Origin of the sequence: Thalassotalea sp. PLHSN55, from assembly GCF_052030545.1 — a bacterium.
GTDB lineage: Bacteria > Pseudomonadota > Gammaproteobacteria > Enterobacterales > Alteromonadaceae > CANMXU01.
The window spans coordinates 1-26,080 of record NZ_JBPDIH010000008.1 but is presented as its reverse complement, the minus strand read 5'-3'; the positions used below and the strand labels follow the sequence as shown (position 1 = coordinate 26,080).

The 26,080-nt window shown below is 38.6% G+C and carries 24 protein-coding genes and 1 riboswitch; of the genes, 20 read left to right on the top strand and 4 right to left on the bottom strand.

Going from position 1 to position 26,080, the window contains the following annotated elements:
* Positions 1-153: 153 nt before the first annotated feature.
* Positions 154-1,554 (bottom strand): asparagine--tRNA ligase, encoded by a 1,401-nt coding sequence (asnS, locus tag ACRRSQ_RS15515; protein ID WP_440876681.1) that lies wholly within the window; start codon positions 1,552-1,554, stop codon positions 154-156.
* Between the two features lie 144 nt (positions 1,555-1,698).
* Here asnS and ACRRSQ_RS15510 point away from each other — a divergent pair, with 144 nt between their 5' ends.
* Positions 1,699-2,067, top strand: coding sequence for a hypothetical protein (locus tag ACRRSQ_RS15510; protein ID WP_440876680.1), 369 nt, complete (start codon positions 1,699-1,701; stop codon positions 2,065-2,067).
* 14 nt (positions 2,068-2,081) lie between these two features.
* Here ACRRSQ_RS15510 and bioA read toward each other — a convergent pair whose 3' ends face one another.
* On the bottom strand, positions 2,082-3,410 hold the full coding sequence (gene bioA / locus ACRRSQ_RS15505; RefSeq protein ID WP_440876679.1) for an adenosylmethionine--8-amino-7-oxononanoate transaminase: 1,329 nt from the start codon (positions 3,408-3,410) through the stop codon (positions 2,082-2,084).
* Between the two features lie 121 nt (positions 3,411-3,531).
* On the opposite strand from bioA, the gene bioB reads away from it, so the two are divergent.
* Genes bioB through bioD form a run of 4 tightly spaced genes read left to right on the top strand, consistent with a single transcriptional unit; the run spans position 3,532 to position 7,236 of the window.
* Positions 3,532-4,602, top strand: coding sequence for a biotin synthase BioB (gene bioB / locus ACRRSQ_RS15500; RefSeq protein WP_440876678.1), 1,071 nt, complete (start codon positions 3,532-3,534; stop codon positions 4,600-4,602).
* Between the two features lie 18 nt (positions 4,603-4,620).
* Positions 4,621-5,760, top strand: a complete 1,140-nt coding sequence (locus ACRRSQ_RS15495) for an aminotransferase class I/II-fold pyridoxal phosphate-dependent enzyme (protein ID WP_440876677.1) — start codon at positions 4,621-4,623, stop codon at positions 5,758-5,760.
* Positions 5,760-6,545, top strand: coding sequence for a malonyl-ACP O-methyltransferase BioC (gene bioC, locus ACRRSQ_RS15490; protein ID WP_440876676.1), 786 nt, complete (start codon positions 5,760-5,762; stop codon positions 6,543-6,545). Before ACRRSQ_RS15495 ends, bioC begins: the two co-directional genes overlap by 1 nt.
* Positions 6,538-7,236 (top strand): dethiobiotin synthase, encoded by a 699-nt coding sequence (bioD, locus tag ACRRSQ_RS15485; protein WP_440876675.1) that lies wholly within the window; start codon positions 6,538-6,540, stop codon positions 7,234-7,236. Before bioC ends, bioD begins: the two co-directional genes overlap by 8 nt.
* Before the next feature lie 129 nt (positions 7,237-7,365).
* Here the strand turns inward: bioD and ACRRSQ_RS15480 are convergent, their stop codons facing one another.
* On the bottom strand, positions 7,366-7,773 hold the full coding sequence (locus ACRRSQ_RS15480; protein ID WP_440876674.1) for a type II toxin-antitoxin system HicB family antitoxin: 408 nt from the start codon (positions 7,771-7,773) through the stop codon (positions 7,366-7,368).
* Positions 7,774-8,308: 535 nt separating this feature from the next.
* Here ACRRSQ_RS15480 and ACRRSQ_RS15475 point away from each other — a divergent pair.
* From ACRRSQ_RS15475 to ACRRSQ_RS15455, 5 genes are all read left to right on the top strand, one after another.
* On the top strand, positions 8,309-10,291 hold the full coding sequence (locus ACRRSQ_RS15475) for a methyl-accepting chemotaxis protein (RefSeq protein WP_440876673.1): 1,983 nt from the start codon (positions 8,309-8,311) through the stop codon (positions 10,289-10,291).
* 106 nt (positions 10,292-10,397) lie between these two features.
* Positions 10,398-10,823, top strand: coding sequence for a hypothetical protein (locus ACRRSQ_RS15470; RefSeq protein ID WP_440876672.1), 426 nt, complete (start codon positions 10,398-10,400; stop codon positions 10,821-10,823).
* Positions 10,824-10,826: 3 nt separating this feature from the next.
* Entirely contained in the window at positions 10,827-11,438 is a 612-nt protein-coding gene (locus ACRRSQ_RS15465) for a LysE family translocator (protein WP_440876671.1), read from the top strand.
* 15 nt (positions 11,439-11,453) lie between these two features.
* The gene (locus ACRRSQ_RS15460) at positions 11,454-11,999 is read left to right on the top strand and encodes a hypothetical protein (protein WP_440876670.1); all 546 of its coding nucleotides are present in this window, start codon (positions 11,454-11,456) and stop codon (positions 11,997-11,999) included.
* Between the two features lie 98 nt (positions 12,000-12,097).
* Positions 12,098-12,481 (top strand): DUF4440 domain-containing protein, encoded by a 384-nt coding sequence (locus ACRRSQ_RS15455; RefSeq protein ID WP_440876669.1) that lies wholly within the window; start codon positions 12,098-12,100, stop codon positions 12,479-12,481.
* Here the strand turns inward: ACRRSQ_RS15455 and ACRRSQ_RS15450 are convergent.
* Positions 12,441-15,032 carry an EAL domain-containing protein gene (locus ACRRSQ_RS15450; RefSeq protein ID WP_440876668.1) on the bottom strand — a complete coding sequence of 864 codons (2,592 nt, stop codon included), beginning with the start codon at positions 15,030-15,032 and terminating at the stop codon, positions 12,441-12,443. The two genes, ACRRSQ_RS15455 and ACRRSQ_RS15450, sit on opposite strands and share 41 nt — an antisense overlap.
* Before the next feature lie 237 nt (positions 15,033-15,269).
* Between ACRRSQ_RS15450 and hinT the strand changes: the two genes are divergently transcribed.
* The 10 genes from hinT to ACRRSQ_RS15400 all read left to right on the top strand — a co-directional run bounded on the left by hinT (position 15,270) and on the right by ACRRSQ_RS15400 (position 25,818).
* Positions 15,270-15,620: a purine nucleoside phosphoramidase gene (gene hinT / locus ACRRSQ_RS15445; RefSeq protein ID WP_440876667.1), complete on the top strand. Its 351-nt coding sequence runs from the start codon at positions 15,270-15,272 to the stop codon at positions 15,618-15,620.
* A 76-nt stretch (positions 15,621-15,696) separates the two neighbouring features.
* Positions 15,697-15,796, top strand: a riboswitch (TPP riboswitch).
* Positions 15,797-15,866: 70 nt separating this feature from the next.
* Positions 15,867-18,014 (top strand): TonB-dependent receptor, encoded by a 2,148-nt coding sequence (locus ACRRSQ_RS15440; protein WP_440876666.1) that lies wholly within the window; start codon positions 15,867-15,869, stop codon positions 18,012-18,014.
* Between the two features lie 74 nt (positions 18,015-18,088).
* Entirely contained in the window at positions 18,089-18,361 is a 273-nt protein-coding gene (locus ACRRSQ_RS15435; RefSeq protein WP_440876665.1) for a hypothetical protein, read from the top strand.
* Positions 18,355-18,984 carry a nicotinamide riboside transporter PnuC gene (gene pnuC / locus ACRRSQ_RS15430; RefSeq protein WP_440876664.1) on the top strand — a complete coding sequence of 210 codons (630 nt, stop codon included), beginning with the start codon at positions 18,355-18,357 and terminating at the stop codon, positions 18,982-18,984. The genes ACRRSQ_RS15435 and pnuC overlap by 7 nt, the downstream gene beginning before the upstream one ends.
* 27 nt (positions 18,985-19,011) lie before the next feature.
* Positions 19,012-20,031, top strand: coding sequence for a phosphotransferase (locus ACRRSQ_RS15425; protein ID WP_440876663.1), 1,020 nt, complete (start codon positions 19,012-19,014; stop codon positions 20,029-20,031).
* Positions 20,032-20,159: 128 nt separating this feature from the next.
* Positions 20,160-21,230 carry a sensor histidine kinase gene (locus ACRRSQ_RS15420; protein ID WP_440876662.1) on the top strand — a complete coding sequence of 357 codons (1,071 nt, stop codon included), beginning with the start codon at positions 20,160-20,162 and terminating at the stop codon, positions 21,228-21,230.
* Positions 21,231-22,055, top strand: coding sequence for a LytR/AlgR family response regulator transcription factor (locus tag ACRRSQ_RS15415; protein WP_440876661.1), 825 nt, complete (start codon positions 21,231-21,233; stop codon positions 22,053-22,055).
* 34 nt (positions 22,056-22,089) lie between these two features.
* On the top strand, positions 22,090-22,434 hold the full coding sequence (locus tag ACRRSQ_RS15410; RefSeq protein ID WP_440876660.1) for a YajD family HNH nuclease: 345 nt from the start codon (positions 22,090-22,092) through the stop codon (positions 22,432-22,434).
* A 334-nt stretch (positions 22,435-22,768) separates the two neighbouring features.
* Positions 22,769-23,206: a universal stress protein gene (locus ACRRSQ_RS15405; RefSeq protein WP_440876659.1), complete on the top strand. Its 438-nt coding sequence runs from the start codon at positions 22,769-22,771 to the stop codon at positions 23,204-23,206.
* Between the two features lie 455 nt (positions 23,207-23,661).
* Positions 23,662-25,818, top strand: coding sequence for a hypothetical protein (locus tag ACRRSQ_RS15400; protein ID WP_440876658.1), 2,157 nt, complete (start codon positions 23,662-23,664; stop codon positions 25,816-25,818).
* The last annotated feature ends 262 nt before the right edge of the window (positions 25,819-26,080 follow it).

Below are 26,080 nucleotides of genomic sequence, written 5' to 3'. Positions count from 1 at the left end.
ACGGTGTTATTACCCTAGCATAAAACACTACAAATGGTGAATACCTAACAAGGCAAATTATGGCGATAAAAAAGCCCTCAACAGAGGGCTTAATTTTTGTTCATTTTAGCATTGAACATTTAGGCTTTAAAAACTTAGTGTTAAAAAACTAAATTAGAATGCGGCATTATTTGGCGTGCGTGGGAAAGGGATCACGTCACGTACGTTTGAAACACCCGTTGCATAAGCAACTAAACGTTCAAAACCTAAGCCAAAACCAGAATGTGGCACAGTGCCGTAACGACGTAAATCGCGGTACCAGCTGTAGTCTTCTTTGTCTAAGCCCATTTCAGCTAAACGCGAGTCTAATACGTCAAGGCGTTCTTCACGTTGACTACCACCAATAATTTCACCAATACCTGGCGCTAAAATATCCATGGCAGCAACGGTTTTACCGTCGTCGTTTAAGCGCATGTAGAAAGATTTAATGTCTTTCGGGTAGTTTTGTAAAACTACCGGGCCACCAACATGCTCTTCAGCTAAGTAACGTTCGTGCTCAGAATTTAAATCGACACCCCAAGCAACTGGGTTTTCAAATTTCTTGCCACAGTTTTCTAAAATAGTGATCGCATCGGTGTAATCCATGCGAACAAATTCGCTTTCAATTACTGAATTTAAACGATCGATGACCGTTTTATCAACGCGTTGTTGGAAAAACGCCATGTCATCAGCACGTTCTTCTAAAACGGCTTTAAATACGTAACGTAGCATCTCTTCAGCAAGATCGGCGGCATCTGATAAATCAGCAAAAGCGATTTCAGGCTCGATCATCCAAAACTCAGCCAAGTGACGACTCGTGTTTGAGTTTTCAGCGCGGAACGTTGGACCAAAAGTATACACCTTTGATAGGGCGCTACAGTAGGTTTCAACGTTTAATTGGCCAGATACCGTTAAGAAAGTTTCTTTGCCAAAAAAGTCTTGGTTGTAATCAACTTCGCCTTTATCGTTTCGTGGTAAGTTTTCCATGTCTAACGTACTTACGCGGAACATTTCGCCAGCGCCTTCACAGTCACTACCAGTAATTAATGGCGTGCTGATCCAAAAGTAACCTTTACTATGTAAAAAGCGATGAACCGCTTGCGCTAAACAGTTACGAACACGTGTTACTGCGCCGCCAATGTTGGTGCGAGCACGTAAATGCGCTTGTTCACGTAAATATTCAATGCTGTGACGCTTCGCTGCCATAGGGTAAGTATCAGGATCATCAACTAAACCGAGTACTTCAACCGCTGTTGCTTGAACTTCAAACGCTTGGCCTTTACCTGGAGATTCAACTAATACTCCGGTAACTTTTACTGAAGCACCTGTGGTTAGTTTTAAAACGTCTGACTCATAATTTTCTAATTCATTAGGAACAATTGCCTGAATAGCGTCAAAACATGAACCATCGTGGATGGCTAAAAATGAAATACCGGCTTTGGAATCACGACGTGTGCGGATCCAACCGTGCACTGAAACGGTTTCATTAACTGGGCATTTACCTGCTAATAGATCCGTAATTGCTATAACTGACATTAAATGACCTCTTATCTCTGTCAAAATTGCTCTTGGTTTAGGGCATGATATGTTACAGTCCTTAGAGCGTTTCTCAAGTAAAAAATGTGATTAAATACCATTTCTTACCATATTTATTCGGTTATTTTTAAAAAGTTATTATAAATGGAAAAATGGACAGGCAAAGAGCGACGAAAATCAGCCGATAATTGGCAAATTATCGCTCGTATTTTAAGCATAGGTGGTTGGTTAACCTTTATTATTGCACTTATAGTTTCGTATTACGCAGCGCCAGAAAAGTCATACGGTTTATTACGTTATCACCATATTGAAGTCAGAAGTGCTTGGTTAACACCGTTAACGGGTTATTTATTTATGTTATTGCTTTTTAGCGGTCTAAGTAGTTACGCCAGCATATTAATTAACAAGTATCGTCAGCGAAGAAGCACTGACAATACTCATTTTAATGTGGTGTTGCTGTTGCTGATCAGTATTGCTTGGGCGGTTTATATTAGTTTTCACATCTATAAATAGCAGTCAACAACCTTTTATTTTTCGAGAAAACACTCGGGCTCTGCTAATACGGTATCGATTGCGTTAATAACTGTGCGCAGTTCGTCTGGTGTGGTAATAAATGGCGGCATAATATAGATAAGCTTACCAAAAGGGCGGATCCAAACGCCCATTTCAACAAAGCGCTTTTGGATATGCGCCATATTAACCGGGTTGTTAGTTTCAACCACGCCAATTGCGCCAATAACCCGGGTATCTGCAACACTTTTATGACGCACTAATGGCAATAATTCTTTGGTAAGTTGCGCTTGAATGGTATTAACTTTTTCTTGCCAATTCGAAGTGATTAATAGATCAATACTGGCATTAGCCACGGCACAAGCAAGCGGATTTCCCATAAATGTTGGCCCGTGCATAAAACATCCTGCCTCGCCATCGCTGACTGTGGTTGCAATTTCTTCGCTACAAAGGGTTGCTGCAAGTGTCATATAACCACCAGTTAATGCCTTGCCTAAACATAAAATATCTGGGGTAATGTCAGCCCATTCACAAGCAAATAATTTTCCTGTGCGGCCAAAACCTGTGGCAATTTCATCAACAATTAATAATACATCATATTGATCGCACAACTGTCGACACGCCGCTAAATATTGTGGATGATAAATACGCATGCCGCCGGCACCTTGAACAACAGGTTCTATTATAAAGGCAGCGATTTCTTGGTGATGATCTTTAAAAGTGGTTGTTAGCTCATCAAGTTCGCAGCTATCCCACTCTTGTCCAAAAGCTGTTTTAGGCGCAGGTGCAAAATAGTGTTGGCTAATGACTTGTTCGAACATTTGATGCATACCATTAACGGGGTCGCATACCGACATCGCAGCAAAGGTATCACCATGATAACCATTTCTTACTGTCAGTAACTTAGTTTTGTCGGTGGCTTTAAAACGATTAGCTTGACGCTTTTTAATGGTGCCCCAATATTGATAAGCCATTTTCATCGCGACTTCTACCGAGACCGAACCACTGTCAGATAAAAACACTTTACTTAATGGCGCAGGTGTTAGCTCAATTAACTTTTGGCACAATTCAATGGCGGGTTGATGGGTTAAACCACCAAACATGACATGGGAAACTTTTGATGCTTGATCAACAATTGCCTGAGTGAGCACAGGGTGGTTATAACCATGAACAACTGCCCACCAAGATGACATTGCATCAACGACCTTTTTACCTTCACTAAGGTGTAAATAAACACCTTGGGCAGACTCTACAAAATAAGATGGCAATGGGTTGCTCATCGAGGTATAAGGGTGCCAGATATTATTTTTATCAAAATCTAGTAAATCTGTATAATTTTTACTCATATGTAAACTTAAATTAAACTGCAAGGTTGACATCATTATTTTGATGGCTAGACTACCCGTTAAAATTTAATGATGCAATCAACAATTGTATTTATATTCTTTCGCTTTTTAGGTAGAAAACATGTCGGTTTCTGAAAACGCTACGCAACAATTTCCCGTTCGTCATAATTGGACAAAAGATGAAGTTCAAGCATTATTTGACTTACCTTTTAATGACTTAATGTTTCAAGCACAACTTGCTCATCGTGAAAACTTTAATGCTAATGAAGTACAAGTAAGTACGTTATTATCAATTAAAACCGGTGCCTGCCCAGAAGATTGTAAATATTGTTCACAAAGTTCACGCTACAAAACTGACCTTGAAAAAGAACGTTTAATGGAAGTGGAAAAAGTATTAGAGGCTGCAAAAGCGGCTAAAGCACAAGGTTCAACACGTTTTTGTATGGGCGCTGCATGGCGTAACCCTAAAGAGCGTGATATGCCGTACGTACTTGATATGGTAAAAGGTGTTAAAGAATTAGGTTTAGAAACTTGTATGACCTTAGGCATGTTAGACGAGCAACAAGCTGCACGTTTAGGTGAAGCTGGCTTAGACTATTACAACCATAACCTTGATACCTCTGCAGAGCATTACGACCAAATTATTACCACGCGTACCCATCAAGATCGTTTAGATACGTTATCTAACGTACGTAAATCTGGGATGAAAGTGTGTAGTGGTGGTATTTTAGGTTTAGGCGAACAAGCAAAAGATAGAACGTCAATGTTAGTTCAGCTTGCCAATTTAAACCCACAACCAGAAAGTGTGCCAATTAACAAATTAGTGAAAATCGAAGGAACGCCGCTTGCCGATGTTGACGATTTAGACGAATTTGATTTTATTCGCAATATTGCCGTTGCTCGCATCATCATGCCAAAAAGTCACGTACGTTTATCAGCTGGCCGTAACGAAATGAATGAGCAAATGCAGTCAATGTGCTTTTTAGCCGGTGCAAACTCGATATTCTTTGGTTGTAAGCTACTGACAACCGAAAACCCTGAAACAAATAAAGATGTTTTACTGTTTAAAAAGCTTGGTATTAACACTGAAACCGTAAACAACTCGATAGACGACGATCAAGAAATGGAAAAGATCAATACCGCGGTCGTTGATCAGCAAAACAGTGATCTGTTTTATAACGCTGTAAACTAATCGCGTTAGGTTACTTTAATGGCGTTTGATTTTATTGATCAGCAATTAGATCTACAGCAACAGCAAAGTCGTTTTCGAAAGCGCATTTGCCTTGAAGAAAATCACCAAATGATGATTAAAGTTAATGGTACTCAGTACATTAACTTTTCTTCAAATGATTATCTTGGTTTAGCGCATGAAGATGCAATAAAACAAGCGATGCAAGAGGGCGTGGACAGGTTTGGGCCAAGTGCGAGTGCATCCAGTTTAATTACTGGCTTTCATTATGCCCACCAAGCCTTAGAAAATACCATTTGTCAGTGGTTGAATAAGCCACGCTGTTTATTATTTTCTAGTGGCTTTGCTGCTAACGTTGGTGTATTACATTCACTTGGCCAAGCTGATACCAATTTTTGGTTAGACAAATTAAGTCATGCGTCATTAATTGATGGCGCTTTATCGTCTAAAGCAAAAAGTAAGCGCTTTTTGCATAATGACACTGTTCAACTTGAAAAATTTCTCAATACTTCAACTTCGCGCGATCAGCTTATTATCACCGAAGGTATCTTTAGCATGGACGGCTGCCAAGCTAAGCTTGCCGATATCGCCAAGCTCGCCAAACAGTATCAAGCTTGGCTGTATTGCGACGACGCCCATAGCATTGGCGTAGTAGGCGACAATGGCCAAGGCAGTGTTAGTAAAGCGAAAGTTGATATTGTTATGGCAACTTTTGGCAAAGCATTAGCCACGAGTGGTGCTTTTGTTGCCTGTGAAGACAATGTTGCTGAGTATTTAACTAACTTTTCACGTCATTATATTTATTCAACCGCTATTTCCCCAGCGATCGCTTGGGCAACCAAAAAGAGCATTGAATTGACCATTAATGAGAATTGGCGTCGTGACAAAATAACAACATTAAGTGCGTTATTTTCAGCTACACTTGATCCTTCGATAAAAATATTACCAACAGAATCGTCAATTCATGCAATTGTTATTGGTTCTGAACAAAAGGCGCTTGCTGTTGCTGCGCAATTAAAAAATAACGGCTTTTGGGTTACTGCCATAAGGCCACCAACAGTTCCAGCTAATAGCTCTAGGTTACGCGTTACGATAACCTCTTCCCATAATGAGCATCAAATCAAAGAGTTAGCGAATTGTATTAATGAGGTTATGATTTAATGGACTCAGGTTCAAATTTATTAAAAATCGCACGTACTTTTGGTGCAGCAAGTAGTTCTTACGATGTTTCTGCTCGTTTACAACGGTATAGCGGTAAACATTTAATGCCGTGGTTACCAAACCGAAATGATATGACGGTGTTAGATTTAGGCTCAGGTACCGGTTTTTTTACTGATATTTTAGCAAGTCGATATCAACACGTGATTGGCTTAGATATTTCAACTCAAATGCTAAATTACGCCAAAGCGCATCGAAATAAAAACATCGATTGGATAGAAGCTGACGCATTTAATTTACCATTGCAGTCAGAGTCGGTAGATCTTATTTATTCAAACTTAGTTATTCAGTGGTTCGATCCGTTAGATAAAGCCATTGCTGAAATTTTACGCGTATTAAAGCCAGGTGGCTTGTTTATCTTTACCACGTTAATGGATGGTACACTGGAAGAGTTAAAAACATCGTGGGCACAAGTTGACGATGAAAAACACGTAAACGACTTTAAAACCGAGCAAGAAATTAAAGATGCCATCACTACAAGTCAGTCGACTATGCTCGATCATCATTGTAAAGATATTGTGCTTGAATATGAAAACGTACTTCATTTAGCGCACGAGCTTAAAGGATTAGGTGCTAATAGTGTTAAAGGCAAACAAAGCAAAGGCCTTGCGGGCAAACAAAAATGGCAAAAAATGACCCAATGCTATGAAAATTACCAAGAGCCTAGCGGTATTTATCCGGCAACGTATCGATTGTTTTCAGCGCAAGTAGTTAAAGTTCATGAGTAAAACAATAGCCAATAAAAACACTCGCGCTATTTTTATCACCGCAACCGACACCGACGCTGGGAAAACTTACGTCGCACGTGTTTTAGTTAATGCATTAGTTAAACAGAATAAACGAGTGGCGGTATATAAACCCATTTCAGCAGGTTGTGAACAAGTTAATGGTCAGTTAATTAATGAAGATGCCTTAGCACTTACCACACTGGCTAATTGCCAGCAACCAATAGCAGAAGTTAACCCAATTGCCTTTTTAGAGCCTATTGCGCCACATATCGCGGCGAATAAACAAGGTAGTGCGATCACAATTGCCGATATTGAACGTGGCTATAACAAGTTAGCGCAACGCAATGCTGATGTAATTATTACTGAAGGCGCGGGTGGTTGGCGACTGCCACTAGGTAACAATGTATTTTTGTCTGAGTTTGCCGCGAATAAGCAAATGGATGTGATTCTTGTGGTTAATATGAAGCTTGGATGTTTAAACCATGCAATGTTGACCTATCAAGCGATCTTAGCTGACGGTCTCAATTGCATTGGTTGGGTCGCTAATTGTCAATCTGATATGGACTATTTAACTGACAATATTAACGAACTAAAAACCATGATAACTGCGCCATGCTTAGGTGTATTAGCATTTGATCCTGATATCAATAATGCAGAAAAACATATTCAATCTGCATTGCTTGAGCTTTGATAACTTAAAATTTATTGCTTGAGCAGCACTGTTCAATCAGTTACCTCATACGAATATTTTCATTTCTTATTCATCTGCACTTATAAACTAAAAGAAAGGTAACCAATGTTACCTTTCTTTATTATCTCGTTATTTCTTATTTAATTGTTCAATACACGAAGTAGCAATAAAACCAGAGCGTGTTTTATAGTTCTCGTCTTTACTTACCCGATCATCAATTTGTTTAATTAACAACTCTGGCAAGGTCACATTTATTTTATGGCTTTTTCCTAAGTAGGGAACAATATCAAATTCTACTAATGCCCAAATCGCCATGGGGTTGGTTGAATTTTTACGATGAAAATCGATCGATTTTGCATGTGGTATTTGTTCACCATACTCTGCAAGTATTTTTAAATGACCCGCAATTTCTTCTTTTAACTTCAACAAACCGTGATCAATTGAATGGTTTGTCACTTTGCAACCTGGTAAATCGACGACAGACAAGGTGAATTGTTCAGTTAATTCTTCAAACAAAATAACAACAGGGTAATGCATTTTTCGCTCCTTTATCAGCATAAAAAACACTATAACCCTAACAACCCTAAATGTAAATACATGAGCAACCCTGGTAACCCCGTAATTACTTATCCGAACAACCCTGGTAACTCTATATCAAGTATGCTTGATAACTCTAGCAACTCCGTAGATTTAGTTGGTGAACAGTCACTACCTATCTGTATTAATAAAAGTAATAGCTGTGCTTATTGTGGAGCGGTAAAAGAAAAAATAATAACTAGGCATAAAAGCTAGACATATAAATAGTTATCAGGGTTACAAAGGGACATTCGTTATCCGTTGATGAGCGCTTTATTTGTGTAAATTAGCTGCATATCAACTTGCTTGCAGTGATAGTTTTGGCGAAAGATTTAATGCAATTAGGTGGGCTGTATTTTGGCTTTAACGCTTTTAAACATTTTAATCTGTGTTGGTAGGTGACCTTATGTATGATATATATTACATTCTTTGTTAAATTGTATTTATATACAAAAACATTGTCTCAATTTTACTATAACTATATTAAGAAGAACTCATGTCCATTAGATTGAAACTGATTGCTTTATTTATCATTCCACTTATAGCTTTTATTGGCACTGCAATTTTTAGCGTCCACCAAAATTTTGAAGAAGCGAAAAAAGCTGAACGAGTTACCTCTTTAGTTCAACTGGTTGTTGCGCTAAATGATGTTGCCGATTCAATGCAAAAAGAAAGAAGCTTTAGTGTTTTATTTACGATTGAAAAAGAACGTTGGTCTGGTGAGCTGCAAACACAACGAAATATAACTGATGAAAAGATATTACAACTAGATGCTTTAATTAAACAAACTGACTTAACCGGATTCGCTAAAGAAACCCAGCAAGTTATTTTAGAGCGCATGTTGGCAGATCCACGAAACTTTGTTGGTCATCGTCAATTGGTCGATTCGTTTGCTTTAAAACCGCAACAACTGATTAATAAGTTATCAGGTAATATTTTTGGCACCATGTGGTCGACGATGCGTTTAATAAACGAAGCGAATACCACAGAGCTTCTTATCGACATAACAAACTATGTCAACTTAGTTAAATTTAAAAATATATTCGCGACTTTTCAAAGTGGGTTGCCTGAAGCTGCAGCACAGGGAAAAAACATTAAAGTTCCTGCGATCGCTCGTTTAGGTAAACTTGAAGCGCAAATGCGTTTATATGGTGCAAGTATTATGCAACTTGCCAAAGGAGACTTGTTATCGCAATTTACCACTCTTTCAAACGAAACCCTAAAGCCACGTTTTTATTCTAAGATATCTAATATCGTTAAAGCGGGCACTGGTAAGCCTATTACTTACAATCTAAATGCATGGTTAACTCAAATTGATAACATTTCTGCAGACGTTGACCAAATTAAAATGTTTGCCGCTAATCAAGTTATTGAAACCGCTGAGCGCAATAAGCACGTCGCCTACAATTCATTAACCTTATGGCTCGTTGCAATTGGTTTTATTCTGCTCGCCAGTTTAGTCTTTAGTTGGTGGTTAATGAGACAAATTAATCAACCGCTTGCACAAATGACTGAACGTTTACAAGACATCGCCCAAGGTGAAGGTGATTTAACGAAACGTATCGACAATCTAGGTAAAGATGAATTGGGTACTGTTGGTCATTGGGTTAATGAAATTATCGAAAATTTGCGAGTGTTAATTACCGATATTAAACAAGCGTCAAATGAAATTAATCATACCGCAGAGCAAACCAATCAAGTGTCAATAACTAACCATAATGCCGTTAGCGTTCAGCAAAACGAAATTAATATGGTGGTTACCGCAATGAACGAAATGTCGGTAACATCACAAGATATGGCTGCTAATGCGGCAAGCGCGGCAGATTCTGCGTATAACGGTCAAAAGTTTGTTGATATTACATGCGAAAAAGTAAATGAAAACTGTCAGGCAATAGAAGAGATGGTTCAACAAACCGCCTTGGCCTCAAGCTACGTAAACGAGCTATCTCAAAATACCACTCAGATTTATAGTATTCTCTCGACTATTCAAAATATTGCCGAACAAACCAACTTATTAGCCTTGAACGCAGCAATTGAAGCGGCACGAGCCGGCGAGCAAGGCCGGGGTTTTGCCGTAGTGGCTGACGAAGTAAGATCCTTAGCCCAGCGCACTCAAGAGTCAACCGGTGAAATTGATCAAATGTTAAACCAATTCCAACAATCAACAAACGAGGTTGTTGAGTCGATGGAATTAACACAAGCTAAATCAACACATGGTTTGGAAAAAGCACAAGAGGCTGTTCAGGCGCTCACTAATGTTTCTGAGGCGGTGAGTAGCATTAATGAAATGAATACACAAATCGCGGCTGCGACTGAAGAGCAAAGCAGCGTATGTGATGAAATGAATCGCAACATGAGCCATATTCAATCTCAGTCAGATATTGTTAATGTTCAATCTAGTGAGGCGTTAGCGCTTAGTCAAACACTGGAAAATATCGCCAATACGCAACAAGCCTTAGTTGAGAAGTTTTCGACTTAACTACCCATTTCAAAATTTGCTAGCTGTTTTATCCAGCAAAAATCGTTAGTATATGGTCAGTGCATCAGCACATCGACCATATACTTATAACGATAAAACAGTAGCTATGTTCAAATACGCCTTCATTTTAGTTTGTTTAACACCATTGTTTTGCAATGCTGACACCATCAAACCTTTTACCTCTGACGGTTGTAGTTTGTTTCCCGATGGTACGCTCGTGCAAAATACATTATGGTTAGACTGTTGCACCGCGCATGATCTCGCCTATTGGCAAGGTGGCACGGCTAAAATGCGCGAAATTGCTGATCAAGATTTAAAGCACTGCGTCGATAAAGTCGGACAAAAGCACATCGCAAAATTGATGCTTGCTGGTGTTCGTGTCGGAGGCACACCTTATTTACCCACACAATTTCGCTGGGGATATGGCTGGCCATACTTACGTGGTTACCAAGAAAACTCAGCCTCTGATAAAGTGCAAATTGAACAGGCGCTTAAAGCCTATTATCAAAAACATCAGCTTAAAAGGAATTAGCAATTGGAATATTGGTTAACAGTTTGGCTATTTGCCTTGTCTGCTTCTATTACCCCAGGTCCTAATAATATTATGATCATGACCTCAGGTTTAAACTTTGGTATTAAGCGAAGTATGCCGCATTTAATGGGTATTATTTGTGGCTTTATTCCAATGTTAATTATTCTTGGTTTTGGTATGTCGAGTGTTTTTCTTGCTTATCCATTTTTACATCAAGCGATTAAAATTATTGGCGTGTTCTATTTATTATATCTTGCGTGGTTAATTGCCAACTCTGCGACAACATCGTTAGAAAAAGACGTTGCTAAACCGATAAGCTTTGTACAAGCGGCATTATTTCAATGGTTAAACCCAAAAGCTTGGGTAATGGGCACAGGCGCTATTAGCGCTTATACCACGTTATCGGATACGTTTTATTGGCAAGTTTTATACATTGCCTTTGTCTTTTTTGTTGTGGCTCTACCAAGCTTGTTTTTATGGTTACTCGGCGGCATGAAAATGAAAAAATACTTGTCAAAGCCAAATCATCAAAAAGTATTTAATGTAACCATGGCGTTGTTACTGGTCGGCTCCATTTTACCCGTGATCTCGGCATTAGTTGTTGAATACTTTTAGGCAGCCTAAGAGACTATGGACACGATAATCATTAGCGATATATTCGGCAATAGCACCTCTCTACAAGCGTTTAGCGAAGCGATTGGCGCTGCAAAAATCATTTCGCCATATAAAGACTCAAGCCTTAGTTTTGATGACGAAGCAACCGCCTATCAATATTTTGTTGAACACGTCGGTTTAGATAGATATTTCGACACGCTTAAAAAGCAACTCGAGCCAAACACAGCTTACCGGTTGATTGGTTTTAGCGTTGGCGCATCTGTACTTTGGCGCTATGCTGGCTCAAATAATATCAACAAAAATTCGAAAGCATTTGCCTTTTACGGCAGCCAAATACGGCATTACCTTACCCAACAACCAAAGTTCTCCATAGACGTTATATTGCCCAAACAAGAAGATCATTTTGATATTAGCTACTTGGCAAACAAAATAGCATTATTTAACAAGGTAAGTATTTGCCAAAGTAATTATTACCACGGCTTTATGAATAAGTTATCTAGAAACTATAACGAAGAGGCTTATTTTTCATATCTTAATGTTCTTAAAAAACAGTTGCTTTAAAATATAATTACGACTTTTTGCTTATAGATAGCAAACGCATTAGTCGGTAGATTATGAGCATATGCAAGTAGGCTTGTTTTTTACAAAGGGAGTAGGTGATGGCATTAACAACAGAAATTAATCAGCTAATGTCGACATGGGCACAAGGGTTTAGTGAAGAAACACCAGAGGCTATTTGTCGTTTATATGCTGAAAACGCGTCGTTATGGGGCACGTTTTCTCCGATTCAACGTAATACCACAGCCTTAATAGAACAATACTTCACGTATTTTTTTCAGTTTAGTGAACGTAAAATTGAATTTGATCAGTTTGAGATCCGTTGCTTTGACAATTTTGCCATAAGCAACGGTATATATACATTTAGCTGGTTTGATAAAAACCATAAAGTCATCACTCAAGCACGTTTTAGTTTTGTCTATCAAAAAATAGGGGGTAGCTGGCTTATTGTTGACCATCACTCTTCAATTCTTCCACCTTTTTAGCAGAAATAAACTCACCTTCTTGTTGCTGATTTCGGCCATTAACTTGTTCTTTTAACCAAATTAAATAGCTCATAATCGGCATTGGCGGCGCATAATAATACCCTTGACCAATATCGCAGCCAAAGGCCTGCATTGCTTTTTCATCAGCTTCACTGCTGATCCCTTCAGCTACAACTTCCAAACCAATACCTTTTGCCATTGTTGCCATGGTTTGTACTATGGTTTTACGTTTGCGAGATTGATTGATGTCAGCGACAAATTGCCGATCTATTTTTAATTCATTGAAAGGTAAATCAGTAATATAAGAGAGAGAAGAGCAACCACTGCCAAAATCATCAATGCTTATGGTAATGCCTAGTTCACTAAATTGTTCAATAGCACGTTGTGCTTGTTCATTATCGGTAATGATTGCCGCTTCGGTCAGTTCAAAAATAATTTTATCTGCGCGTATTTCACTTTGTTCAATGCTCTCAATTACTGACTGATAGAATGTTTTTGAACTGATATCTTTAGCTGAAATATTTATTGATAGCATGTGATTAGAATTGCCATTATCAATAATATCTTGATGCTGAGATAAGGCTTTATTAAATGCCCACAAGGTGAGTTCGTTAATTAGTCCGGTATCTTCAGCTACGGCAATAAATATATCTGGTGAAATTTCACCTTCACTATGATGGTGCCAACGTAATAAACACTCGCTACCACAGACTCTTAACGTTTTTAAATCAATTTGGGGCTGGTGATAAACCTCAAATTCGTTATTGTTAATTGCCGCTTGCAAATCGCAGGCAAGTTTTAATAAATACTCGTCTTGCAGTGCGCTTTCAGCTTCAAAAATAGCCCATTTGTTAGGTGAGTTTTCAGCTTGTTTTAGTGCCAGCTGCGCACGATTTAATACTTGGTTACTGGTATTGCCATGTTCAGGGAAATTGGCGATACCAACATGGGCAGAAAGTGGCAATGATAGCTGGTCAATTTTATAGTTATCTAAAATAACAGACTGAATTGATTGTATTAAAACTTGGTGTGACTGCGTTGTTTTTTTGTTATCAATGAGTATCGCGAAGGTGTTTTTTTCAACCAAACAAAGCTTTTCACCATTAGCTGATAACGGCACAATGGCATTATTGTAGGCAAATAAAGATGAAAGGCTGCGATTTAACTCTCGATAAAAATGGCTATTTAAACGGTCATTCATGTACAAGTTAATATGATCAATGTGCTCTGGCTTAATCACTAAAATACTTAAATTAACTTGGTGTTGCTGTGCATGCTCGGCAATGGCATTTGATAACAACACTTTTTTAAGTAAGCCATTGTTAGCGTGATAATAAACATCATGTAATCGCTCTTGTTCATTTCTGCGCATACGCTCTGCTAACGCAAACGCCATAAAACTCACTTCAATTAATACCCCAAGTAAAAAGGCATTTTTGGCAATAAATGAATAGTCAATAAAGTTAAGCAGCAACATAGGCTGAACTGCTGCGCCGATAAGCAAAGGCAACCAAGATATAAAATAAAAACGAGCCCAAGCAAAAGATTTACGTAATTTTAACCCCACTAGAAAAATAGCCAGTAAGTACAGCATAGGTTGCACGCTAAAAAATACTTTCGCCTGCATAATGGGGCTGAGTTGAGTTGAAATTACACTGGTTATAATAAGCGCAATGCTCACGATACCGACAATTCGCGTAATTTTAGGGTGTTGTTGGTTGTACCGTAAAAAATAGAGCGTAAATACCAGCAAAAAAATCGCTAATAAATAGTGAAAAAATATAATTTGGTCGTTAAGGTGTTGCTGAATAGACACAGGAAGTAGGTAATAGCCAAAACCATTAATTCCCGCTAAAACAACAAAGGCTGACAGTTGATAGCCTAAATATATTAAATAAATATTATCTTTAAGGGCAAAATATACCACGACATTGTAGGCTGCGATCATCAACATAATACCAATGAATGCGCCGAACAGTAACTGACTTAATTGTATGCGTTGTTGAAAATTATCTTGATGGTATAACACGATTGGCACATTAGGCGGACCAAGTGTTTTGATTTTCATTAAATAAGTATTGGTGACTTTTGCAGGCAAATTAAAAGATAAGTGAGGAAATATTGTCTGAGTCGTATTGGTATCTAGCGTTATTTTAACCGCTTTATTGTATTCTTGAGCCAATTGGTAGATGGAAAAATCTTCTAACATGGCATTGTCGGCATGTAATACTAATGGCAGCTCGGCGCTAACCTTGTTGGTAAGCTCAACTTTGATCCAATAAGTCATGTCATCAAGCTGGAATGGAATATCTTGAGCATCAACGTAGGAAAACTCATGCGCTAAAACTTCTTGAGTATTGACTGAGTCTCGACTGATAAAATAACTGTATTTAGCCTCGATCGTTGATGACTGTTCAGTTAATGGTAAAAAATCTGCTTGCTGTGAACTATGCCAAATACCGTAAATTAGCCCTAAAATAGTGACGATAATAAAATAGATAAAAATTTGTCGGGAAATTTGACCAAAAAGTTTAAGCTTGTTAACTAGCAAGGTAATGCCTTTTTTATAATGCTGTTAAAACGCTATAGTAGTAGATCTACAAGTGAATATCATCACTAAACGCGTTAACGACTATTGAAAAACCATGATAAAGCCAATATTAACATGCCCACAATAAATTGCGATTTAACACCTTATTTTCAAATTAAAGCAAATAGTTAATTATTTATCGATTTCACGTTACACTAACGATAACAACCTATGGGCACTTATAAAGAGTATTAAAACATGGCTGAAGAAACCATTTTTTCAAAAATCATTCGTCAAGAAATTCCAACTCCATTGTTATACCAAGATGAGCTAGTAACAGCGTTTCGAGATATCGCACCTCGTGCCAGTACGCACATATTGATTATTCCAAATACATTAATTCCTACGGTGAATGATGTTACTGAAGCTGACGAATTAACCTTAGGGCGTATGATCACCGTGGCTAAAAAACTCGCTGCAGAAGAGGGCATTGATGAAAATGGCTACCGACTGATTATGAATTGCAATGATCATGGCGGGCAGGAGGTTTACCATATTCATATGCACTTACTTGGTGGCAAGCCACTAGGGCCAATGTTAGCGGTTTAATACGACTATTAAATAAGTTATAAAAAAACTGTGACACAATACTGCTGTACATCCTGATACAAATTGGTAATATGCGCCCCAAGCCAAGGGGTGCATAAAACATGCTTTTATGCTGAGAGTAACCCTTAGAACCTGACACGGATAATACCGGCGTAGGAATGGTTGTTTCACAGTACATTAAGGCTTTAATGGCTAACTGTTTGATACATTCAAGCGCGGTCCCGTAAAAATAATTATGAGATCAACATGAAAGCCGTAAAAACATCACTTGCTTTAGCCGTTGCTAGCGCCTTTATCACTCCACTTACCTTAGCCAATAACAATCAAGCGATGGAAGTGATCACCGTTCAAAGTGATTATCGCCAACTTAATTTACACGAATCTACGTCTGCATTATCTGTTCTTTCTAGTGAAGACATTGCCTTACGAAGTGCGCAAAACTTAGAAGAAATTGTCGCAACGCTACCAAACATTAATTTTGCCAGTGGCGCACAACGTGCTAGATATTACCAAATACGTGGCATAGGTGAGCGTAGCCAGTTTATTCAACCTATGAACTCATCTGTTGGTTTAATTGTTGATGACATTGATTTTTCTGGAATTGGCAGCATTGCATCAACATACGATATTGGTCAAGTGGAAGTTTACCGCGGGCCACAGGGTACACGTTTTGGCGCTAATGCGTTAGCGGGTATTATGTACATGCAAAGTAATGCACCTACTGATGAATTTGAAAGCTCGATGCGTTTAACTTCTGGCAACTATAATAGTTACGGTGCTGGACTCGTTGTTTCTGGGCCTGCAAACGATAAAGTTAACTATCGTATGGCAGTAGAGCAGTACAAAAGCGACGGCTATATGGAAAATATCCATTTAGATCGTGAAGATACCAACAACCGTGATGAATTAAGTTTGCGTGGCAAACTAGCGATCCAAGCAAGCAAAGATCTAACCATAGACCTAGCGCTAATGCATTTTAATTTCGACAACGGTTACGATGCCTTTTCTTTAGACAATAACCGCACCACTTATTCAGATAACCCTGGCTTTGATAAGCAAAACTCTACCGCAATGAGTGCCAAGTTTACTTACACCGCCAACAAAGCGTTCACTATAGAAGCGGTTACTAGTATGTCATTTTCTGATTTAGACTACGGATATGACGAAGACTGGGCTTTTGGTGAATACGAATGGCGCCCTGACGATTGGGACAACGATATTTATAATCCTGACCCGTGTATTACCCCAACAGGTTGTTTAGCTGAAGCTGACGGCTATTCATCAACCGATCATTACTTTAGAGAGCGTAATAACTTTAGCGGCGAAGTGCGTTTTATTTCAAACCCAGGCGAAGAAATATTTAATAACAGTACTTCGTGGGTTGCCGGCGCTTATGTAAAACATGAAACAGAAGATCTACGTCGTCAATATACCTATCTTGATGCAGACTATCTTTCTGAGTTTGACGCCTCAAGCTATGCATTGTTTGCCCAATTAGAAACATCGATTACGCAAAAACTAAAACTTATTTCAGGCTTGCGCTTTGAACACCGTATTAGCGACTTCACCAACAGTGATGGTGTTGTTGATAAACCAAGCGACGACATGTTGGGCGGTAAAGCTGTGCTGTCTTATCAATTAGATAATAATAACCAAGTATATGCTTCAATTAACCGTGGCTTTAAAGCTGGTGGTGTAAATGCAGACGGTACGTTGCCAGCCGATTTACGCACTTACGATCCTGAATATGTCTGGAATTACGAAGTCGGTTACAAAGCGAATTTTTTAAACAATACCGCATCGGTTCGTACCGCAGTTTTCTATATGGAGCGTGAAGATATTCAAATTAGCAGCTACAACTTAGTTGAACGACCAGACGGTAGTTCAGAATTCACCAGTTACTGGGCTAATGCCGCGCAAGGTTATAACCGAGGTATTGAAGTAGAAGGCAATTGGTTTATTAACGAAGCTGTTGAAGTATATGGCGCACTTGGTTTGCTAGATACCGAGTTTAGTGGCTTTACTTATAAAGACGGTACAGAAGAAACAGGTCGTGACCAAGCACATGCACCAAACTTTCAAATGAACTTAGGTGTAAATTATTATCCAAATGATAATTGGCTAGTCAACGTTTCTGTTGATAGTAAAGACGGTTTTTACTTCTCAGACAGCCATAGTGAAAAGTCGAGCACAGCAACGGTATTTAATGGTTCAGTTACTTACTTCGCACCAAATTGGCATATTAAGGCATGGGTGCGTAATATGTTCGACAAAGAATATGCAACTCGTGGTTTTTACTTTGGTAATGACCCACGCGACGGCTACACTGATAAAGCCTACTACCAGTTTGGGGAGCCAGCAGTATTTGGCGTAACATTTGATTATCAGTTTTAGTTAACTGACGATGATAATATGCTTGGTCATTACACTATGTCCAATACATGATGCCCAAGCATATAGGAAACCTTATGAATATATCGATAGAAATCAGTTTATACCCATTGGCTGAGCAAAAATTTAAAACTGAAATTTGGGCCTTTATTAAACGCCTTCGCAATGTCGACGGTTTAAAAGTGGTTACAAATGGCATGAGCACTCAAGTGTTCGGTGAATACGATTTAGCCACCTCTAAAGTCATGGCCGAAATAAAACACGTACATCAAACCCTCGACGCAGCCGTGTTTGTTTGTAAGTTTATTGGCGGCGACCGCTCTGAAGTTATTCCTGAAGAATTATGCTAAGCGAAAGTGTCCAATATTTTTCCACGTTACCCTTATGGGAACTAGCTGCCGTTATTAGTGCGTTAGCCTATGTGATACTTGCCGCGAAAGAAAATATTTGGTGTTGGCCGGCAGCGATCGTTAGTACAGTTATATATACCGTTATTTTTTACGATGTCTACCTGTGGATGGACAGTTTGTTGCAGGTCTATTATTTGGTCATGGCGCTATATGGCTGGTATTGCTGGAAGAATTTACCGTCACAAGGTAAAGCCGAACAGAAAATTCAAAGTTGGTCGTTAGTTTGGCATGTAAAAGCGATAGCCATACTTACTGTAATATCGCTTGTTGTTGGCTGGTTAATGGCTACATTTACACCAACAGACTTTCCTTACTTTGATTCCGCAACCACAGTGTTTGCCGTATTTGGTACCTATTTAGTTGCCAAAAAAGTCTTGGAAAATTGGCTGTACTGGATCGTCATCGACGCAGTTTCTATTTACCTATATATAGAAAAAAACCTGCAACCAACCGCAGCGCTATTTATTTTATACGTGGTTATTGCGGCTGTCGGTTATATCTACTGGCGTAAAAAATATGTATCGGTTGCGCAGCCGCCATGTACGTTATCGTCGGCCCATTAAGCTAACTTGACTTTGCCAAGCGCTAACATGAACGATATTCGCCAACAACTTGCCAAGCTCGACTTGTTTGTTGGCTATGACTTAACTAAGTACCAAATCTGCATTGAACCGATAGCGCAGGGAACAAGTCACCAGTGTTTTAAAGTCACACTAATCGACAATTTAAATGCATCCAACACGAAGCAATATTTCGCAAAGTATCTCGTCGGTCACTACAGCGCATCGATTGAAATTGAAGCGACAATGCTTGCCGCTAAACATAAGTTTGGCGCTACACTGGTATATACTGACCAAACTTGGCTTATTAGCGAATTTATTGATGGCCAAACACTGGCTCAAGTAACCATGCCTACCGATGAAAAAATGGATATTGCCATGCAGCTAATGGCAAAGCTGCATCAATTATCAGATGCTTCTTTAGCTAAGCTTGAAGCTCTTAATGTTATTGGCATAATTTCATCGTTAATTAGCACTCATAGTGCAAGTTTTATTGAACAATTTAGTTTAGAGAAAATGGCGTTGCTTAATCGTTGGCTTGCCGTGCAAAACAGTCAATTGGCGAGTTTAACTAATAGGTTAAATCTGGTGCTTTGTCATGGTGATGTCAACTTTTCAAATATTATAAAAACTAAAACTAAAACTAACGCGAACAAGCTAGCAAGTCACCAAAGTAGCTCGCCATGTGTCTTGGTCGATTTTGAATGTGCATCAATAGCACCGGTAGAATTTGATATTGCCATGTTTGTCGCCATTAACCATAGCGAGTTAACGTTATTAGATTTGACCGTTGATCAATATGTTCACATGTATTTAGGCTACAAAAACGCCTCTGCCAACAGCATTGATAGTGCACAAAGCTCAATTGGTAAAGTTGATAAAAACTTAGTTAATGCCTTGTTGCCATGTTGTTATTTATTAAACGGGCTTTGGTATCTAGAAAATTCATTGAAGCAAAACCATTGTTCAAATCTACAGGCGTTGGCAAACGAGCAATTAGCTAATTTTGGCGATTTGTCAGGTATTAAGCTCGTCGGTCATTGTGAATAATTAAACAAAACATGTCTCAACCAGATGTAATCAAATGAGACAAACTGTTAAATAGACACGCTAAGTGGTAATGAACTTCACTTATAGCTCTCTATAATAAAAGTTAGAGCACATTACGGTTGAATGCTGTGAATTGGAAAGTATTAGTAGAAGATAGAAATCGATTTTTTTGGGTATTACAAACTGCAGGTTGGTTTGGGTTTGCGCTTGTGCATTATCTGGGATCGTTACTACACGATTTGCGCGATATCTTTGTGGTGATCATCTTTTTAAACTCGTATGCCGCATGGATTTTAACCGTACCATTGCGCTACTTTTATCGAAGAATTTGGGATCAGCCACCGTTAAAAATTGCCATTTTTGTCATTGTCGCATCATATGTAACTGGGGTTTTGTGGCAAGTCGTTAAAAATATTAACTACTGGGAAATATACAAGCACGGCTACAAACCCGACTTTTGGCTGTATTACACCGAATCGAGTGTCTGGTCGTTCTATATTATTTTAAGCTGGAGCGGTTTGTATTTTGGTATTAAATACTATCAAATGCTGCAAAAAGCACAGCAAAATGTATTAAAAGCAAATACCGTTGCCCATCAGGCGCAATTAAAAATGTTGCGTTATCAATTAAATCCGCATTTTTTGTTCAATACCTTAAATGCCATTTCGACGTTAATATTGGTTGAAGAAAATAAAACCGCTAACGGCATGGTCACCAAATTAAGTGAATTTTTACGTTATTCTCTTGATAAAGATCCTATGAAGAAAGTGACAGTGGCGAGTGAAATTCAAGCGCTGTCACTTTATTTAGATATTGAAAAAGTACGTTTTGAAGAGCGCTTAAAAGTAGTGGTTGATATAGAACAAGCGTGTCAGCATGCATTAGTACCGAGTATGGTATTGCAACCGCTCGCCGAAAATTCAATTAAGTACGCCATTGCAGTATGCGAGCAGGGCGGTACTATCAATATTATTGTTAAGCACTTTGGCAACGATCTGCTGATAGAGCTTTCAGATAACGGACCCGGTGCTGAAATTATCAACGGTAATTTGCACCGCGAAAACGGATTGGGGCTAACTAATACCCGAGAGCGACTAAATGCCTTATATCCTGACAATTTTTCACTAGTTGTTTCACATAATACGCCCACAGGTGTTAAAGTTAGCATTAGGTTACCGTATGAAGTGGAAAGTCAATAAATGAGTCAAATGTTCAAAACCATCATTGTTGATGACGAACCATTGGCCCGTAAAGGGTTAGAGATCAGGCTTAAGGAATTTACCGACTTTGAATTAGTTGCTCAATGTAGCAACGGCAGAGAAGCAATAGAGGCAGTTCGTGCATATCAACCCGATGTGATGTTTTTAGATATTCAAATGCCAGGGTTAAATGGTTTTCAAGTAGTGCAAGAGCTAGTTAGCCAAGAATTGCCTTTACCTAATATTGTTTTTGTTACTGCATTTGATCAATACGCCATCCAAGCATTTGATATTCACGCATTAGATTATTTATTAAAACCGGCTGATGAACAGCGTTTGGCACAATGTATTGATAAAATTAGAACACATATCAATCAGCGTCAAAGTGCGACACATACTAAAGAACTTGTGCAAATAGTAAGTGAAGTAACAGGTAATGATACCGACAACATACTTGAAACACTTGCGCAAAATCGTCCTGTTGATTTACATAAGTATTCAGATATTTTAGCGATCAAAGATGCAGGCGAAACCAGTCGTGTACCGGTAAGCGACATATTATGGATCGATGCCGCTGGTGATTACATGTGCGTGCATACTGAAGAAAGTACGCATATTCTCAGAAAAACCATGAAGCAACTTGAAGAAACCTTAGATCCTAATCAGTTTATTCGCAGTCATCGCTCAACCATAGTGAATAAAAGCTACATCAAAAAGTTTTGTAGTCAGCTAAATGGCGAATACTACTTGGTCATGAATAATGGCAAAGAGTTAAAAGTAAGTCGAAGTTATAAAGAAAAAGTTAAACTCGCGGTACATAGCTAATCGCTAGCTTTAATCATCAAGAAGTAGGAATATAATGTCATCTGATAAATTAGGCACCAGTGCCAATTACAAACGTCAAGAGCAGGGCTATCGTGACCAAGCGTTGAAATTATACCCGTGGATCTGCGGTCGTTGTGCGCGAGAATTTGTATTTTCAACCTTAAAAGAATTAACCGTGCATCACATTGATCATGACCATACCAACAACCCAGCCGATGGCAGTAACTGGGAGCTGTTATGTATTTATTGTCACGACAACGAGCATGACAAATACACCCAACACGCCAAATATCAAACTGATGCATTAAGCACTAATAATGATCAAGAATCAGCAACGTACAATCCGTTTGCTGATTTAAAATCTATGCTCAAAAAATAATGGTTTTTAGCATAGTATAAATGTGCATTTGCGTATTAGTACCTCAGTTAAGTTAAACATTAAGCCGACAATTTAGTCGGCTTTTTATTGCGATAAATAGAGACTTGCTCAATTTTTACACCCGATCACAATAATTAACCTGACTATCAAAATAACCAAAATCTTTCTGCTAACTTAAGGATTCTTTTACAACAGAGCCTTGATTTGATCTACGGCAAAGTTCTATTCGAAAGTGGCTATTTTCCATTAGTTTGGTGGTGTAATGTTTAACCAGTAATAAAAATTAACGCAACACTAGCGAGAATAATATATCGCTAATACTGGAGAAATGACCATGAGCAAACCTTTATATATAGTAGCAGTTGATGGCAGTGAATGGAGCAACAGAGCAGCAGCACGTGCCATTAGTTTAGCAGAAGAAACAAATGCCAACATCAAGCTGATCACCGTAATGGATTGGTCATTTATTCATCCAATAGCAATGGAAGGTTCAAGACCACCAACGATTGATAAAGATGCTGAAGAACAAGCCACCATAGAACGTATATTGGTGCCGTTAGCTGAACAGTACAAAGAACGCGATATCAACATTACTTACGAATTATTATGGGGCGATCCAGTAATTGCTATTTTGGATCACTTAAAACTGATGCACGCTAATATGATTTTTGTTGGCCGCCAAGGTCGGTCACGTATTGTTGACTTGCTTGTTGGTAGTGTTGCTAACAAACTCGCGCACCGTGTAGGTATTCCAATTGTATTGGTGCCTTAACAGGAAAGTGACTGTATAAAAACAATAATTAAAGGCTTCTTCGGAAGCCTTTTTCGAAAATGGCGATAAAGGGTAAAAATGATTTAACGCCAAAATGATGTTTAAGTAAAAGACGAATAACTTAATATCAAACGCTACATTAATTTCCAGCCTCTGCTAATTCCTTATCGATTAATTTTTAGAAAAAATCTTTTTATTGTAAAAATCGAAATAACCGATATGCCATTATCTGCTTGTATTTAAACGATTAATCATATCATCCTTAATCGCCACAATTAAATTGTTTATTAAATATTGTTAACAATGTAGTATTTGCATTGTTTACAAAATTGTCTAAACAAAAAGATCACCTGCATTAAAGAGGCAGGAAATAAAAATAATAATAGTGTATGTGTTCAATATAAACGCTAGCGCAAGTTTAACGCTAAGAATATTGAGCTTAACAAGAGGTATAAATGAATATTCACGCAAAAAAATCTAAAATTTATTTGGTTGTGGCGGCATGCCTTAGCATAGGGGTAATTGGTTGCGGTAGCAGTGGTGGCGAAAAAGAAGAGGTGCCAGATCCAATTCCAGCGCCAGACCCAACACCCGATCCTGAACCTACGCCAACCGGTATACAGGTTGATATTAATTTTGATACTAAACATAGTGTTGGTGGAATAGAGCATTTTGATCGACAAAAGTTTATCACCATTCACGCTTCACCATCAGAAAATGACTGGGGTGAAAGCGACGTTCATTCAAGAAACGCTCCGAATGAAGACGAAGATCTTATGGTTAACTTTGTCACCAACAACGACGTTTATTTTGGACGAGTGACTGGCTCGATTAGTTGGGCACTTCGCAATGTTAGTGAAGATGCCGACAAGCCAGGATTTGTTGACGAGACTTCCGTTGCAACGACTGGCGGAAACTTCCGTTGGACATATGCAAATAGTACGGCTAAAAAACATAGCGATGCTCGTCTGCCACAAATACAGGCGCGTGCACAAGATATGATTCAAGGGGCACAGCAACACCCATATTGGCCAGAAGGAACAGAAATAGCAACGCTTGCAGCTGTTGGCGAGCCTTGGGCTTTTTCACAAACAGACACCGAAGAAGAACCATTAGGTACAGCAACAGGTCATTATATGGGCCAATACCTTGCTAACTTTTTCAAAAATAATGATAACGAAGCATGGGAAACTAAACCTAAATACTTCGAAATTATGAATGAGCCATTATATGACCTAACAACAGTTCGAAACCCAAGCGATGATAATTATGTTACGCCATTGCAAGCATTTGAATTTCACAATACGACCAAAGCAGAAATACACAAAATTGCTGAAAATGACGATGTTTTAGTTGGTGGTTATACCGTTGCATTTCCTGATTTTGACGTTGACAACTTTCAACGCTGGGAAGACAGAGACAAGCTATTTATTGATACCTCTGGCGCTGAAATGGACTTTTATTCAATCCATTTATATGACTTTCCTTGTCACAACAATACTGAAAAATATCGCTCTGGCAGTAACATGGAAGCAACGATGGATATGATGGAAAATTATAGCCACATAGCCGTAGGTGAAATGAAACCTTATGTTATTTCAGAGTATGGCGCAGCGAGCCATTGTGAAAGAAGTATTGGTTGGACGCATAAAAAAGACACCTTAGTAATGCGCGCAACGAACAAAATGTTGATGAGTTTCCTTGAGCGTCCAGACGTTATAGCAAAAACAATTCCATTTATCGTTGTTAAAGCTGAATGGGGACGTACTGAACAAAATGGTCAGAGCATTCCATATGGTCCACGTTTAATGGTGCAGGAATTTGAACGCACTGGTGACAATACGGCAACTCAGTGGGTTTATTCTGATATCGAACTATTTTACAACTTATGGTCTGAGGTTAATGGTACACGCGTTGATACTTGGTCATCTGATCTTGATATTCAAGTAGATGCTTATGTTGATGGTGACGATGCCTATATCATTTTAAATAACTTAGAATTTGACGAAGCAGACGTTAACTTAAATGCATTTGGTATCGATACCGCAAATATTAGTGCTGTTAACATCAAACATCTAAAAACAGACGATTGGACATCATCGCTTGATGAAGTAAACGCAAGTACTTTGCCTGACTCAGTAACGCTAGATGGTGAAGGTACTATGATCATCAAAGTGACTTACAACACTGATATTACAATTGACCAAACCAGTGATGAAGTAAAATATTACGCTAGCGATTTTAAACAAGAAATTGCCGCCAACACTGAAATTACCTTTAATATTAATGACGTTACTGTTGGCGCAACTGGTGAAGCGGTATTACGTTTAGGTATTGGCCGAGCACATGGTAAATCGTTAATACCAACAGTAAAAGTCAATTCAACGGATGTTACAGTGCCAGCCGACTTTAGAGGATATGATCAAGAAACAGGTAGAGTAAATCCTGGTCGCGATAGCTACTTTGGTGTTATTGAAATTCCGGTGCCAATTACAGCGTTAGCCGAAAACAATACCATAGAGATTGAATTCCCAGATGCGGGAGGCTTTGCCACAACCGCGGCACTGCAAGTATTTAATACCAGTAAAACATTGCCACGAACAGGTCAGTAATACGAGTTATCAATATTATTGATAACTAAATATAGCGAGCTTCAAAACGATAAACGTTATGAAGCTCGCTATTTTTTTATATGCCTTAGGTTAATTTGGAAATATCAATAAAGTAAGATGAATGTGTTAAGTTATAAAATCTATATACAAACACAGGTGAGCACCCTGACTAATTCACACCTTTACTATGTCCGATACTCTTTAGAACAGGTCTAAATAACCATTTATCTTTTATTTTTTAAAATAGGGTGGGTTTTAGTAC